Annotated in this window: 13 protein-coding genes; 8 read left to right on the top strand and 5 right to left on the bottom strand. The window is 71.0% G+C overall.

Features of this window, described 5'->3' with window-relative positions; all coding sequences use genetic code 11:
- Positions 1 to 54 precede the first annotated feature (54 nt).
- Positions 55 to 318, top strand: coding sequence for a hypothetical protein (locus tag J7F03_RS27830; RefSeq protein WP_214954199.1), 264 nt, complete (start codon positions 55 to 57; stop codon positions 316 to 318).
- Positions 319 to 323: 5 nt separating this feature from the next.
- Here J7F03_RS27830 and J7F03_RS27825 read toward each other — a convergent pair whose 3' ends face one another.
- Positions 324 to 968 carry a 1-acyl-sn-glycerol-3-phosphate acyltransferase gene (locus J7F03_RS27825; protein ID WP_214954197.1) on the bottom strand — a complete coding sequence of 215 codons (645 nt, stop codon included), beginning with the start codon at positions 966 to 968 and terminating at the stop codon, positions 324 to 326.
- Between the two features lie 136 nt (positions 969 to 1,104).
- Entirely contained in the window at positions 1,105 to 1,656 is a 552-nt protein-coding gene (locus tag J7F03_RS27820) for a hypothetical protein (RefSeq protein ID WP_214954195.1), read from the bottom strand.
- A 170-nt stretch (positions 1,657 to 1,826) separates the two neighbouring features.
- Between J7F03_RS27820 and J7F03_RS27815 the strand changes: the two genes are divergently transcribed.
- Genes J7F03_RS27815 through J7F03_RS42425 form a run of 3 tightly spaced genes read left to right on the top strand, consistent with a single transcriptional unit; the run spans position 1,827 to position 7,398 of the window.
- A complete protein-coding gene (locus J7F03_RS27815) occupies positions 1,827 to 2,810 on the top strand; it encodes an alpha/beta hydrolase (protein WP_214954193.1) in 984 nt (327 codons plus the stop codon).
- Positions 2,810 to 4,915 carry a hypothetical protein gene (locus J7F03_RS27810; RefSeq protein ID WP_214954191.1) on the top strand — a complete coding sequence of 702 codons (2,106 nt, stop codon included), beginning with the start codon at positions 2,810 to 2,812 and terminating at the stop codon, positions 4,913 to 4,915. The genes J7F03_RS27815 and J7F03_RS27810 overlap by 1 nt, the downstream gene beginning before the upstream one ends.
- Entirely contained in the window at positions 4,912 to 7,398 is a 2,487-nt protein-coding gene (locus tag J7F03_RS42425) for a TIR-like protein FxsC (RefSeq protein WP_308379993.1), read from the top strand. The genes J7F03_RS27810 and J7F03_RS42425 overlap by 4 nt, the downstream gene beginning before the upstream one ends.
- Before the next feature lie 77 nt (positions 7,399 to 7,475).
- Here J7F03_RS42425 and J7F03_RS27800 read toward each other — a convergent pair whose 3' ends face one another.
- Positions 7,476 to 7,676 carry a hypothetical protein gene (locus tag J7F03_RS27800; protein ID WP_214954189.1) on the bottom strand — a complete coding sequence of 67 codons (201 nt, stop codon included), beginning with the start codon at positions 7,674 to 7,676 and terminating at the stop codon, positions 7,476 to 7,478.
- A gap of 248 nt (positions 7,677 to 7,924) precedes the next feature.
- On the bottom strand, positions 7,925 to 8,083 hold the full coding sequence (locus tag J7F03_RS27795; protein WP_214954187.1) for a cytochrome c-type biogenesis protein CcmH: 159 nt from the start codon (positions 8,081 to 8,083) through the stop codon (positions 7,925 to 7,927).
- Positions 8,084 to 8,213: 130 nt separating this feature from the next.
- Between J7F03_RS27795 and J7F03_RS27790 the strand changes: the two genes are divergently transcribed.
- The 4 genes from J7F03_RS27790 (at position 8,214) to J7F03_RS27775 (ending at position 12,852) form a co-directional block, all read left to right on the top strand.
- Positions 8,214 to 8,438, top strand: a complete 225-nt coding sequence (locus J7F03_RS27790) for a hypothetical protein (RefSeq protein ID WP_214954185.1) — start codon at positions 8,214 to 8,216, stop codon at positions 8,436 to 8,438.
- Positions 8,439 to 8,540: 102 nt separating this feature from the next.
- Positions 8,541 to 8,963 (top strand): N-acetyltransferase, encoded by a 423-nt coding sequence (locus J7F03_RS27785; protein ID WP_251072577.1) that lies wholly within the window; start codon positions 8,541 to 8,543, stop codon positions 8,961 to 8,963.
- Between the two features lie 536 nt (positions 8,964 to 9,499).
- Entirely contained in the window at positions 9,500 to 11,065 is a 1,566-nt protein-coding gene (locus J7F03_RS27780) for a cellulase family glycosylhydrolase (RefSeq protein WP_214954183.1), read from the top strand.
- Positions 11,066 to 11,079: 14 nt separating this feature from the next.
- The gene (locus J7F03_RS27775) at positions 11,080 to 12,852 is read left to right on the top strand and encodes a glycoside hydrolase family 6 protein (protein WP_214954181.1); all 1,773 of its coding nucleotides are present in this window, start codon (positions 11,080 to 11,082) and stop codon (positions 12,850 to 12,852) included.
- 52 nt (positions 12,853 to 12,904) lie between these two features.
- On the opposite strand, the gene J7F03_RS27770 is transcribed toward J7F03_RS27775, so the two are convergent.
- Positions 12,905 to 14,068 (bottom strand): hypothetical protein, encoded by a 1,164-nt coding sequence (locus J7F03_RS27770; protein WP_214954179.1) that lies wholly within the window; start codon positions 14,066 to 14,068, stop codon positions 12,905 to 12,907.
- Between the last annotated feature and the right edge of the window lie 174 nt (positions 14,069 to 14,242).

Below are 14,242 nucleotides of genomic sequence, written 5' to 3'. Positions count from 1 at the left end.
ACTCCCGTGCGCTGAACCATGTCTTCCAGGCTCGCGGCCTGCGAGTATCCCCGTATGACGACGACCCCCTTCGCCCGCACGGCCATCGCGCTCGCCTTCTCCGCCGCCCTCATGGGCCTGTCCGCGCAGGCGGCCCCGGCCGCCGCTCCCGCCGAGTCCCGTGCCCCGTTGGGGACTTGCCACGGCTGCTGGCCCAACGGCGCCATCGTCGCGATGCGGAGCGGCTGGGGACAGGACTTCGCCGACGGGGAGGCGGACGGCAGCACGGACAACGTCCGGCACGCCGACGCCGTCCTGGGCGACGGCGTCTGGCTCTGACCGTTTCACGCGGCGAGGCTGGTCACCGCGGTGCGCCAGGCCGAGGTGACCGCGCCGTGGGCCACGGCCGTCGCGTCCGCGACGTGCTCCGGCAGGGAGACGGCCGCGCCGACGTGGACGTGGACGCGCGGGCGGCGGGCCGGGGCCGTCAGGACTCCGGCGATCTGCTTGGCCGCCGTCCCGGAGCTGATGCGGCGGGCGCCCGCCTGGCCGATCGGGCGGACGGGCGCGCCCGTGGTCCGGGCGAGGCGGGCCAGGCCGCTGCGGAAGGGCAGAGGCGCGGCCTCCCCCGAGTCCCGGCGCACGGGGATCCCGCCCTCCCCGTACATCAGCACGCACCGCCCCGCCGCCAGGGCCTCGGCGGCGGCATCGAGGGCCTCCGCCGCGCGGGCCGTGCCCCGGCGGACCGGGATGTGCCCTTCGCGGGCGAGCGCGCCCCCGAGCACCGGGACCCGCCACAGCCCGGCCGCGGCCATGACCACCGGGTCGACTCCGAGGCGGCGCAGCGCGGCGACCACGACGACCGGGTCGGCCAGGCTGGTGTGGTTGGCGACCAGGATGGTCCCGCCCACGATCGGGCCCGCCGCGTCCGCCGTGACGGTCATCCGGCCGAACACCGGGGCCAGGGTGGCGGCGATGTGGCTGATCACGGGACCTCCGGTGTGTGCGCACTTCGTGTCCCCAGAGTGGCGGGGGACGGCCGGCCCGGCATGAGTCGTCGTACTCAACTCGCCTGGGTACGCGGGCCGGCGGCCCTCGCGAGACCGTTCTCGACCCGCCCGCGAGCTATCCGACCCGCGCCCTCCGCCACTCCACTTCCTCGGGAGCCATCGGGGCCTGGATGCCGTAGACGTCGCCGACGCGGAGATTGTCCGGCGTGCTGTACTCGCCGTAGGTGCCGATGACGGAGACGGCCACGTGGGAATCGGGCTGCCAGAAAGTACGGAAGTACGGGGCGTTCGCCGGGATTTCCGGGATCTCCAGCAAGGGGACCCCACGCCGTTCCAGAAGGCGTCGCAGCTTCTCGAACCGGAGCCTGGGCGTGAACCGTCCGTACCGGGCGCGGAACACGCCGTCGACGAGGGTGCGGTCCCGGTACGCGAGCCGGTACACCTTCAGGGTGAAGTGGTGGCCCGACCAGGGGTGGTCGACGGAAGCCCGGTCCCAGTAGAACTCGGCGAGGCCGTAGTCACGGCACATGCCCTGGTCGAACGCGTTCTCACCGAAGTCCTCCCCGAGGACCTCGGTGACGCGGTCGGGTGAGTCCGTGGAGCCCAGGCCGAGCACGGTGCCGGTGGTGACGACGTCCAGGTAGAACGCCAGGGAGTACGGGGTCAAGGCCTGTCCTCGGTGTGGTGTCGTGTGGTCCGACCGAGTCGGCCCGGGAACCTTACTCCAGCCGATGGGTATTTCGTTCAGACGACACGCATCAAGTCTCCTGTGATAAAAGGGCATTGGCTGCGTGACGTCGTGACGGTCGGAGTGGTCGCGGCAACGGGGAGGTTGCGATGGCTGCACGTGTGGTGTTCGTTCACGGCATCGGCGGCCCCCGCGACCCCGCTGGGGAGCTCGGGCAATGGTCCGCCGGCCTGGCGGACGGGATGCGTGCCGCCGGTCATGGCGACCGAGCGGAGCGGCTGTTGGCGGATGTCTCGGGCGGCACGTCGTTCGTCTACTACGGGGACCTCTTCGCCGACCCCCGGGCGCAGGGTGAGGGCGCGTGGAGTCCGAGCGGGCCGGAGGCGGAGATCCTTGCCGGGCTGCTCGGTGATGTGGTGGCGTCGCTGGTCGCGGAGAACGGGCAGGAGACCGATCCCGAGCGCAGGCGCGCCGAGTTGCGCATCCTGGAGCACGCCCAGGCCCAGACGGCGCGACAGGGCGGGCAGCAGGGCAGCGGTGAGATCCTGCGCAAGGCACTTGACGTGGCCACCACGCTGCTGGAGCTGAGGCCGTGGCGCTCCGTCGGGACGTGGGTCGCCCCCAAGCTCATGGTGCGCGACCTGGCCCAGGTGGCCCGGTATCTCGCCCGCGGTGAGCGGGAGTCGGCGGGCGGGAGCCTGGACGAGCGGATCAGAGCGAGGGTGTGCGACGCGCTCGGGGACGGCCCGAGCGTGGTCGTCGCGCACTCCCTCGGAACGGTCGTGGCGATGGAAGCGCTGCACGAATTCACCGGGGAGGTACCGCTGTTCGTCACGCTCGGCTCCCCCATCTCCATGCGTGCGGCCGTCTGGCCGCACCTGAGGCCCCGCCCGCCGGCGACGCCCGCCGGGGTGCGGAGCTGGCTGAACTTCTGGGACCGCGACGACCTGATCGCCGTACGGCCGCGTCTGGAAGCGGACGTGGCGCCCAACGCGGCCGGGGTGGTCCCCGTGAGCCGACGCGTGGACTCCGACGGCGTGTGGGTGCACCCGGCGCAGAAGTACCTCGCCCAGCCGGCGGTGGCGGGGCCCATCGCCGCGGCGCTGCGCGACAGCGCGGCGGGGACGCGGTGATGGTCGAGCCGGACTCCCGCAGACACGTGCTGGTCGTCGCACCGCACTGCGCGTCCATGCCGCGGCTGGGCTCCCTCGAACCGGCCGCGTACGAGCTCGACAAGGTGCTCAGGGACGCCGCGCTGGGCGGCTGTTCCCCCGGCCTTCCCGATGGCGGGTCGCTCTTCGTCGGGGACGGACTGACCAGCGAGCGCGTCCGGGGTCTGGTGGAGCGGGCGGTCGAGCACGCCGCCGAGCGCAACGCGGTACTGGTACTCGCCATGCTCGGGCACGGCTTCGTCGTCGGTCAGACCGGAACGCTCCATCTGATGGCGGCCGACTCGGCCGAGGAGGTGCGCCGGGGAGCCGTGGACGTGAGTGCCCTGGTCACCATGGCCGTGGACCACCACGGTGTGGCCGGGCTGATCGGCATCGTGGACACCTGCCACGCGGCGGGGGCGCTGCCGGCGGCGGCCCAGCTGACGGCCGGCAGCCGCAACGGCCGCACGCGCATGTCGCTCCTCATGGCGTCCTCCACGAGCCAGCCCGCGTACGACCTGACGCTCTCCAGGGAACTCACCGCGCTGCTGCGCTCCGGCGTCCCCGTGGACGAGGGAGACCTGTCGGTGACCCGTGTCGCGCAAGAGCTGCGCAGGCGCGTGAAGGGCCAGGACGTCACCGACACGCACCACAACGGTGACCCCCATGCCGGCAAACCGCTCTGGATCGCCCGCAACCTCCGGTACCGCGGTTCGTCGCCCGGCATCCTCAGCGGACCCTTCGCGGCCGAGGAGCTCGCCTCCGCGCTGGGCGGGCTCAACCCGCCCGAACCCGTTCCGAGGACACACGGGACAGAGGCCGTACGGGCCCTCCTGCGCAGGCTGGAGGAAGGGCGGCCGGCGGAGCCGGACAGCGTCTGGGACCGGGCGATGGAGGCCGCGGACAATCTGTACGTGGCGGTCCGCACGGTGGAGTTCCTGCGCGCGTGGGTCGGCTCGGACCTGACGACCCCGGGCATCCGCCGCGCGCTCAGCTCCCTGCTCGCGGGCGAGCGACGGCTTCCCGCAGGTCCTGCCGCAGCGTGCGACAGCGATGTGGCCGTACTCGACTACCTGGTCTTCGATCATCCCGTCGCCTACAAGGACTGCCGGTCGTGGGTCACGCGGTTCGTACTCCTCCTCGCCCGTGCGGCCGGCCGGAGCGATCAGGATCCCGAACTGGGCAAATGGGCCGAGGAGATCAAGGCCCGGCAGGAGCTCAACGACGCCGTCGAGTACGCCCGGCGGCAACACGCCGAGCAGCGGCTGTCCTTGGTCACGAGCCTCCACGCGTCGGTGGCGGGGGCCTGGCCGGAATCGCTGGAAACCTGGCTTCTCCTGGACGGCGAGATCTTCGAACGCAGCACGTTCAGCTGCCTTCCGGAGACGGAGCGGCCCATCGACCGCGAGAGCGTGGAGGGCGCGCTCGAGAGCGCCGTGCTGTGGGCCCGCACCGAGGCCGAGAAGCTTCAACTTCCCCTGATTCGCATCCACGTGGCGGCTCCCAGTGCCTTGCTGGCCACCTGGCGCCCTGAGGAATCCGGATCCGCCCTGCTGCTCGGGGTCCACCACGATGTGGTCATGCACTGGAGCGAGCGCCTGGCGCCGTCCCGACTGCTGAGGCTCACCGAGGCGGCGGTCAGTGCCCGTTGGACGGCCATCGCCGGCCACACCGCCGCGTCCGCGCCGCTGGACTGGCTGTCGGCGCAGGAGACGGCCGATCCGAAGGCATTGGGCGCCCGCCTTGCCCGAGGGCAGTACGGCGCGGGCGCCATCGGACTCGTCCACCGCCCCACCGCGGACACGGATGGTCTGCTGGACCTGCTGCTCGCCTACACACCCGTACTGATGTGGCCGCACGGCGCCGACGACTTCGCACCGCCCCTGCGGGAACAGCTGGACGAGCACTGGCGCACTCTGCCCGACAGCCTCCTGGACACCTACCGGTGCGAGTGGAGCGGCGGCTCGGCCAAGGACATCGCCGTGCTACGGCTGGTCTGGGACAACCAGGAATGGCTGACGTTCTGCAACCGGTTCAGGGTGTCGGGCATGAGCACGAGTACGAGCACGAGCACGGAGACCGTATGACCGGCCGAGCCGCTCTCGCCGACACCGCGACCCGGATGGCCGATGCCTTGAGGCCCTTCCAACAGCACGGGCCCGGAGGCGACATGACGCGGCCCGGGATCCACGCCGAGATCCTGATCGACCGGTCGCCGACCATGGCGGTGTGGCACGACGATCTCGACGCGTTCGCCCGGGCCCTGATCGGGGTCGGGGTGTTTCGCAGCGTCCAGATCAGCGACCTCCCCTCGGCAGCGGGCTCGGGAGTCCTGGACGCGGCCGGCCCGGCCGGCACGGCCGGCACGGATGCGAACCGGCTGCTGATCCTGGTCTCGGACTGCGCCTCCCCCGTGTGGCGCGGTCCGGCGTGGTGGCAGGAGCTGCACGCGCTCCTGGACCGGTTCCCCACCGCGCTGATCAACCCGCTCCCTCCGAAACTCTGGCGCCACGTAGGGCTCGATCTCCCCGCGGTACGGGTCACGCCGCCCCTGTTGCCGGCGACGAGCAACGCCGACCTCCCCTTCCGGCCTCCGCCCCTCCTGAACGCCTTGCCGGACAGCGGACCGGGCGGACCAGGCGGGCGGCCGGGTGCACCGGGCGCACCCTCGTGGCTCCCCCTGCCGGTGATGTCCCTGACCAGCCATGCCCTGGGCCACTGGGCGCGGACGCTCACAGCGCAGTCGGCCGGGGGCTGCGACGCCCTGCTGGTGCCGGGCCCCTCGGTCTGGAATCCATCCCCACCGGACGAATTCCCTTACGCAGCGGATTCCTTGACCGATGCCTGCCTGCTGATGGCATCCCCCAAAGCAGCACGGCTGACGGTCTTGTGCGCGGCCTACGAGGAGCTCGATCTCCCACAACTCCAGGAGATGGCAAGGACCTTCGAGCCGGGAGCCAGTACGTCCGACATCGCCGAGGTCCTCGTGGGCGGGCTGCTCCGCGTCACCGCCGGTGAAACGACCACGCTGCGCTTCCGCGACGGTGTCCGCGAGCACATCCGATCGTCGCTCGGCGTGCGCGACGTACGCCTGCTGCGCGAGCGCCTGCCCCACTACGCGGAGCGTCTCGTCGAACGACGGCCCGACATCCGGCCCGCACCCCGCCCGGCGACCCCCGCGCCGCGCCCGGCCGCCCCCGTTCCTCCCGCCGCGACCGCTCCGCGACCGAGCAGCCTCGACTACCACCGGAGCAGCCGAGGGGACGCGCCGTACTTCTTCTTGAGCTATGCGCACACCCCGAGGTTCGGGCCGGGAGGACCCGATCCCGACATGTGGGTGGAGCGGCTCTTCCGCGATCTCTGCAGCCATGTCATGGCGCTCACCGATCTGCCGGCGGGAGCCGACGCGGGCTTCATGGACCGGGAGATTCGCAGTGGTGAGGGCTGGTCGGAACGGCTCGGCTCGGCGCTCGCCACCTGCCGCACCTTCGTCCCGCTCTTCTCGCCGCGCTACTTCGCCAGCGAGATGTGCGGGAAGGAGTGGTTCGCCTTCGCCCAGCGGGCCATCCATCAGGGGGCCGCGAGCGCCCGGTCGGCCGAGGCCATCGTGCCGGCCCTGTGGGTGCCGGTTCCACCCGAGCAACTGCCGGGCCCGGCCGAGCGGTTGCAGTTCAACCACCAGGCCTTCGGAGAGCGGTACGTCACCGACGGGCTGTACGGCCTGATCAAACTGCGGGGCTACGCCGAGCAGTACGAAAGAGCCGTGTACGAGCTCGCCAGGCGGATCGTCCGCGTCGCCGAGACCGCCAGGCTCGATCCGGTGCGTCCGCTGGACTACCGGACAGTGCCGAGTGCCTTCGGCGCCGCCCGGCAGGGAACTTCCCGTTCGCTCCGCATCGTCGTCGCCGCACCCACCCGGCACGACCTGCCGGCGGGCCGCAGCCCCGAGTACTACGGGGACAGCGCCCTGGACTGGAACCCGTACCACCCGGTCTCACAGCGACCCGTCGCCCATGTGGCCGAGGACATGGTCAGGAACCTCAACTACCAGGTGACGATCAGCTCCTTCGACGACGAGGCCGAGCACTTCGACCCCAAGCGGCCCCCGACCGAGCCCGAGATCCTGATCGTCGACCGATGGGCGATGGAGAGTGAGGACCGCAGGCAGCGCCTCGCCGCTTTGGACCAGGAGTCCCGGCCGTGGGTCAACGTGGTCGTGCCGTGGAACCGCTACGACCACCAGAGCCGCGCGAAGGAGAACGAGTTGGCCCACCGGCTCGAAGAGACGATGCCGGTCAAGATGAGCCAGGGCCGGGCCGCCTCCCGGGCCGCCGCAAACGGCGTGGCCAACATGGAGACGCTCGGCCAGATCCTGCCGCAGGTGGTGGAGGCGGCCACCCAGCAGTTCCTCAGACACCTGCAGGTCTACCCGCCCTCCGGCAACACCCGCACCGAACGCCCGCAGCTATTGGGTCCGAGGGGAGGCCGCTTCGACGGCATGCGTCCGCCCCCTCCGTTCGGACGGATCCCCGACAGCGAAGAGAACTGGACCGACGACAGCGAGAGCTGACCCCTCCGGAGGGGGAAGGCCGAGCTCCGGTCGCCGGGCAGTAGCTGCCCGGCGACCGGGGACTGGACAGCCCGTGCTCAGTTGTTGGATCCCACCGTGTTGTTGAGGCCCGCGTTGAACACGTCGTCGCCGGCGAACTGAAGCCAGTCGCCGAAGACGATGGTGTACGAGTTCTCGGACGGAGCGTAGACGGTCACATCGGCAGCGGCGGCGGAGGCGCCACCGAGGACGATGACACCGGCGGCGACGACGGAGAGCGCGGAGCGAACAGAACGCATGGATCCACCTTTCGGAGGGGGTAGTCGGCACGAAAGAACCTAAAGAGGTGTCGGCCCCCTGTCCCGGCACCCGGCCGGGCAGGACCGAGAGCCAGCCGATTGGCCGAACCGGGCCGGGCGGGCGGGCGGCCCGCACCGCCCGAGACGCGCGCGGACACGGCTGCCCCGCAGCATCGCCCTGCAGTCGCGTCTCTCCGCCGACGTGCTCGGGCGTCTGGCCGGTCCCGTGGCGGACGGCTGGCCCTTGGTCAGTGCTGCGCGGATTCGCGCTTCGCCGCCGGTTCCATGTCCGCGATGGTCTTGCGGCGCCACCGGACAGCCATAACCACGACACTCGCCCCCACCAGCAAGGCGACGGCCACACCACCCCACAACACGGCGGCGAGTGCGTACCCCAGTGATTCCACGGATCCCCCTCCCGCTGCGAAGCGTACTCCGCGGGGCGAGGGCGACTCGGGCATCAGGCGGGACCGCGGAGGGCCCGTCCGCCTGCCACCGGGCTCTGGGTGTCAGCTGGGTGAGGCAGGATCGCGTCCGATGACGAGTGCACACGCCGGACGCGACCTGGAGATGTTCCGGGTGGGCGACTTCCCCTTGTACACGCTGACCTTCGTACGGGGTCTGAGCCCCCTCGAGCTGCTCACCCGCATGGGGGCCGACCCCGAGACCCTCGCACTGCGCGACGGCATCGATGTGGTGCGGCCGGTTGAACCCGCTCCCGGAGTGATCCCCCGCTGGATCGAGGGGCCGTTCGATGCCTGACACGGGCCGTGTGACGCTGGCGTCATGACTGATCAACGCGAGATCTCCATCGTCCGCCGGCCAGGTCGGAACCTTGCCGCCGAGGACGGGTTGGCCGAGTAGTTGACGGCCTACCACCTGCGGACGGAGGCGGAGAAGGGCGCGGCCGTTGCCGATGTGAGCGGGTTGCCGGACCGCTATCGGGCAGAGGTCTCGGACCCGCGGACCGCGTTCACCGGCGACGTCGTGCTGGTGGCGCTGAGCGGGGACGCCGCGGTGGGCTGCCTGGTGGTGACCGCCCCCGTCGGCGGGCAGTCGGAGGTCAAGAGGCTCTGGACGGACCCGGCCTTCCGGGGCCGTGGAATCGCCTCCGCTCTGATCAGCGCCGCGCTCGCGCATTCCGCGGAGAGCGGCGTCGGCACTGTGCGGCTGTCGGTGTGGAAGTGGCGGACGAGCGCCATAGCCCTCTACGAACGGCTCGGTTTCACCATCACCGAGTCGTGGGACGAGAGGGATCAGCTGGTGTGCATGGAGCGCGTCGAGTGAGGGAACGCAGCGAGTCGTCGCCGGTGGCGGCGACCCGCGCGGTTCCTTCGTAGCGGACGGCGAGTTCGTCTGGCCCGGCACGCAGCCGGCCGGACGGCGGGCCCTGCTTCCTGCCCGCCGGCAACCAAGGCTCCGGCCAGGCCGCGTCGCCGGCGAAGAGAGGCCGCAGTCCCGAATGTGCCCGGCTTCACCTCGGACGTAGCCGCTGAAGTCCCTGCCATCGCGGATCGGCGAGGCGTCGACTGCGCGTCGCTGGTGGGTGGTTCGGCATGCGGATGGATCTCCTCTCTGCTCGGCGAGACGGGGACCTGCGAAGAGCATGAGCACAAGCTCTGAACCAGTGGGAGCGCTCCCACTCTGCAGACGGGACACGACGGCGTCAAGACGCGTGAAGAGTCGAAGGCACCCTGCGAGGAATTTGTTCAACTCCTCTTTTGCTTGGCGTCAGTTGCCGCTACGGTCTGGCACCAACCAGTGGGAGCGATTCCGTCAGTCGGCGCGCCGTCACAGCGCGCCCTCGCTGCAAGGAGTCGCTCATGCGACACCCCCCACGTACGTCCGCGCTGCTCACGGGGGCAGCGCTGGTGATGGCGAGCTCCGCGTTCGCCGTCCTGGGTACGGCCTCAGGAGCCGCGGCCGCACCCTCGTGCACGGTGAAGTACTCGGTCGTCGGCCAGTGGGCCGGCGGATTCCAGGGTTCGGTCACCGTCACCAACAACACCTCCGTGCTGAACGGCTGGAGCCTCGGCTTCGGCTTCCCGGCAGGTCAGACCGTCAGTCAGGGCTGGGGCGCCAAGTGGTCCCAGACCGGGCCGGCCGTCACGGCCGCGAACGAGAGCTGGAACGCCGCCCTTGGCACCGGCGCGAGCGTGACGGCCGGCTTCATCGCCTCGTGGTCGGGCGCCAACACGGCGCCCAGCTCCTTCACGCTCAACGGAGCACCCTGCGACACCGGACCGGGACCCGGACCGGATCCGACACCCACGGCACCGACACCGACACCCACCGGCCCCACGCCCACGCCCACGCCCTCGCCGACGGGCCCGACACCCACGCCCACCGGCCCGACCGTTCCCCCCGACCCCGCACCCGGGGCGCCCGAACTGGGCGTCACCGGCAACCGCCTCACCGACCGGAACGGCGCGACCCGCCGCCTGCTCGGTGTGGACCGCTCCGGGGCCGAGTACATGTGTGTCCAGGGCCACGGCATCTTCGACGGTCCCGTCGACGACGCCTCGGTACGCGCCATCGCCGACTGGAAGGCCAACACCGTCCGCATCCCCCTCAACGAGGAGTGCTGGCTCGGCCTCGACAACATCAAGCCCGAGTACCGGGGCGCGAATTACGTCGAGGCGATCAAGGGCCTGGTCGACCGGGTACTCGCGCACGGCATGACCCCGGTCGTCGAACTGCACTGGACGTACGGCCAGTACACCGGCAACTCCTCGGGGTGCGCCGACGTGCACGCCTCCTGCCAGAAGCCGATGCCGAACGCCCAGTACACCCCTGCGTTCTGGACCTCGGTGGCGAACACCTTCAAGAACGACCGTCGGGTCGTCTTCGACCTGTTCAACGAGCCGTATCCGGACCGGGCGACCTCCACCAGCGCCCAGGCCTGGGCCTGCTGGCGCGACGGCGGCGCCTGCCCCGGCATCGGCTACGAGGTCGCCGGCATGCAGGACCTGATGGACGCCGTCCGTGCGACCGGCGCCCGCAACGTCGTACTCGTCCCCGGTATCGCCTACTCCAACGACCTGAGCCAGTGGCTCACCCACTCCCCCACCGACCCGACGGGCAATCTGGCCGCGGCCTGGCACGTCTACAACTTCAACACCTGTTCCAACGAGTCGTGTTGGGACAGCACTCTCGCCCCGGTCGCCGCCCAGGTCCCCCTGGTGGCGGGCGAGATCGGCGAGAACACCTGCGGACACGCGTTCATCGACCGCGTCATGGCGTGGTCCGACGCCCGCGCCCTCTCGTATCTCGGCTGGACCTGGAACACCTGGAACTGCTCCTCGGGACCGGCCCTGATCACCTCGTACGACGGCACACCCACCGCATTCGGCATCGGGCTGCGCGACCGCCTGCGCGCCCTGAACTGAAAGGCCCCCACGAAATGAGCCGCACAACCCCTCGCACGACCAGCCGCACGACCAGTCGCACCGCCCTGCTGGCGGCCGTCAGCCTCGTCACGGCCGCCGGCGCCACCGCCACCGTCTTCGGCACCACCGCCGGCGCGGCCACCGCCGGCTGCAAGGTCGAGTACCAGATCACGAACCAGTGGAACACCGGCTTCGGCAGCAACGTGACCGTCACCAACACCGGTGACCCGGTAGCCTCCTGGACCCTGGAGTGGTCCTACGCGAACGGCCAGCAGGTCACCCAGGGCTGGAACGCCACCATCACCCAGTCCGGGGCCGCGGTGACCGCCAAGAGCATGTCCTACAACGGGTCCCTGGCCACGGGCGGTTCGACGTCCTTCGGGTTCAACGGTTCGCACAACGGCACGAACGCCGTCCCCGCGACCTTCAAGCTCAACGGCGTGACCTGCAACGGCGCCACCGACCCGACCCAGCCGCCGACCACTCCCCCGACGACACCGCCCACCACGCCGCCGACGACCCCGCCGCCGACGGGCGCCAAGGCCGACAACCCGTACGCCGGCGCCAAGGTGTACGTGAACCCCGAGTGGTCCGCCAAGGCCGCCGCCGAGCCGGGCGGCACCAAGGTGTCGAACCAGCCCACCGGTGTCTGGCTGGACCGCACCGCCGCGATCCAGGGAGTGAGCGGCGGAATGGGTCTGCGCGCCCACCTCGACGCGGCCCTGGCACAGAAGGGCAGCGGCGAGCTCGTGGTGCAGCTGGTGATCTACAACCTGCCGGGACGCGACTGCGCCGCGCTCGCCTCCAACGGCGAGCTGGGCCCCACCGAGATCGACAAGTACAAGACGCAGTACATCGACCCGATCGCCGCGATCCTCGCCGACTCCAAGTACGCGGGACTCCGGATCGTCACCACGGTCGAGATCGACTCGCTGCCGAACCTGGTCACCAACGTCTCCGGACGCCCGACGGTCACCGCCAACTGCGATGTGATGAAGGCCAACGGCAACTACATCAAGGGCGTCGGCTACGCGCTGAACAAGCTGGGCTCGATCGCCAACGTCTACAACTACGTGGACGCGGGCCACCACGGCTGGCTCGGCTGGGACGACAACTTCGGCGCCTCCGCGGACGTGTTCAAGCAGGCGGCCACGGCCGAGGGCTCCACCGTCTCCAAGGTGCACGGCTTCATCGTGAACACGGCCAACTACAGTGCCCTGAAGGAAGACCACTTCAAGATCGAGGACTCCGTCGGCGGCACGTCCGTGCGCCAGTCGAAGTGGGTCGACTGGAACCGGTACACGGACGAGCTGTCGTACGCCCAGGCCATGCGGTCCAAGCTGGTCTCCTTGGGCTTCGACGCCAACCTCGGCATGCTGATCGACACCTCCCGCAACGGCTGGGGCGGCACGGCCCGGCCGACCGCACCCGGCGCGCTGACGAACGTCGACACGTACGTCAACGGCGGCCGCTACGACCGGCGCATCCACCTCGGCAACTGGTGCAACCAGTCGGGTGCCGGGCTCGGCGAGAGGCCGCAGGCGGCGCCGGCCGCGGGCATCGACGCGTACGTGTGGATCAAGCCGCCGGGCGAGTCGGACGGGGCGAGCAAGGAGATCCCGAACAACGAGGGCAAGGGCTTCGACCGGATGTGCGACCCGACGTACACGGGCAACGCACGCAACGGCAACAGCATGTCGGGGTCCCTCCCGAACGCCCCGCTCTCGGGCCAGTGGTTCTCGGCCCAGTTCCAGGAGCTCCTGAAGAACGCCCACCCGGCGCTGTGACCCAGCGCCCGTGAGAACGCGGAGCCGTACGGAACCTCCGGGTCCGTACGGCTCACGCGCTCCGCAGGGCGGTGACGAAGTCCCGCAAGCGGTCGAGGCCCGCGCGCGGGACCAGGCCCAGGTGGTAGAGGTGTGCCTCTCCGAGGCCCGCGGCCACATAACGGGCGGCCAGCGCGCCGAGGCCCTCCTCGGTCGCGGGCAGGGTTTCCGGACGGAAGTAGCCGCCGACGGTGGTGGCGGGTGGCGCCAGGTGCCGGAGGGCGGCAACCGGACCTCCGGCGGGAGGCCCGGGCTCGGCCGCCCAGCAGTTGGCGACCACCGCGTCGACGCCCTCGGTCACGGTCGGCCCGAGGGGCGCGAAGGCCCCGGTGGCCCAGGCGGACGCCGAGCCGTGCACGGTGATGCGGATGCCGGGCGCCGCGGTACGCGCGGCGGCGACCAGGAGGGTGTGCAGAGCGGAAGCGTTCGCGTCGGCGCACCCGCGCAGCACGGAGGCCGTCTGCGCCCCGAGGGCGTCATCGGGGCTCTTCGGCGGCTGCGCCGGTCCCAGGGCCGCACGGACCTGGGCCGCGACGCGTTCGGGGTCGAGACCCCCCGCCCGCTGGACGCGTCGGCAGGAGGCGCAGAAGCACAGCGAGAGCAGCTCTCGCTGGACGGGGGTCCACTGCGCGAACTCGGTCTTGTCATGATGCCCGCCGTGGTCCACTCCCAGCGGACCGGCGGCCTCCAGGATCAGGCCGTCGGCCTCGCCGAGGAGGGCGACCTCGTGCACGAGGGTCGCGCAGTAGTCGGCGACCTGGGGCGCCTGCGGGCACAGGGCGTATTTGTACGGCTCGTCGAAGGCGTTGCGCCGTACGAGGTCCGGATGGTCATGCCCCAGCACGCTGTTGTGGGTGAGGACGGTCCATGCGGCGACCCGTAGTCCCGCCGCCACGATGGCCTTCCTGGCCACGGCGAAGGAGTCGGGGACGGTCCAGCCGGGAACGCGCGGCACCAGTCTCATGCCCTGCCAGGCGGCGGGGCGGATCGGGAGGTAGCAGGCGGCGTGTTCGGCGTCCACCAGTCGGTGTCGCGGGTGGAGCGGGGTGGCGGCGCGGGTGCGGTGGTAGTTCGCCGCGACGGCCACGGTCGTCACACCGGCCTCGCGAGCCCGGTCGGCGGCTGCCGGATCATCGACGAAGTCCCAGGGATACGCGTATCCGGTCGCCGTCACCATCGGAACCTCACCGCCTGTGCGTGGAGTCGAGACTGTTCAGAGCTGTGAACTCCGGCCATGGTCAAGAGCGTTGCGAACAGTAGGCACGCGTGCGCGACATCGTCAAGCATCCGCCCGCCGTTGACGATCTTTAGAAACGCTCCCCCAAGCGTTCACATATGTGACTACGTTCTC

Origin of the sequence: Streptomyces sp. ISL-43 (assembly GCF_018614195.1) — a bacterium.
In the GTDB taxonomy this organism is placed as follows: domain Bacteria; phylum Actinomycetota; class Actinomycetes; order Streptomycetales; family Streptomycetaceae; genus Streptomyces.
Note: the sequence above shows the minus strand (reverse complement) of the source record. Positions and strands in the feature narration are given on the sequence as shown.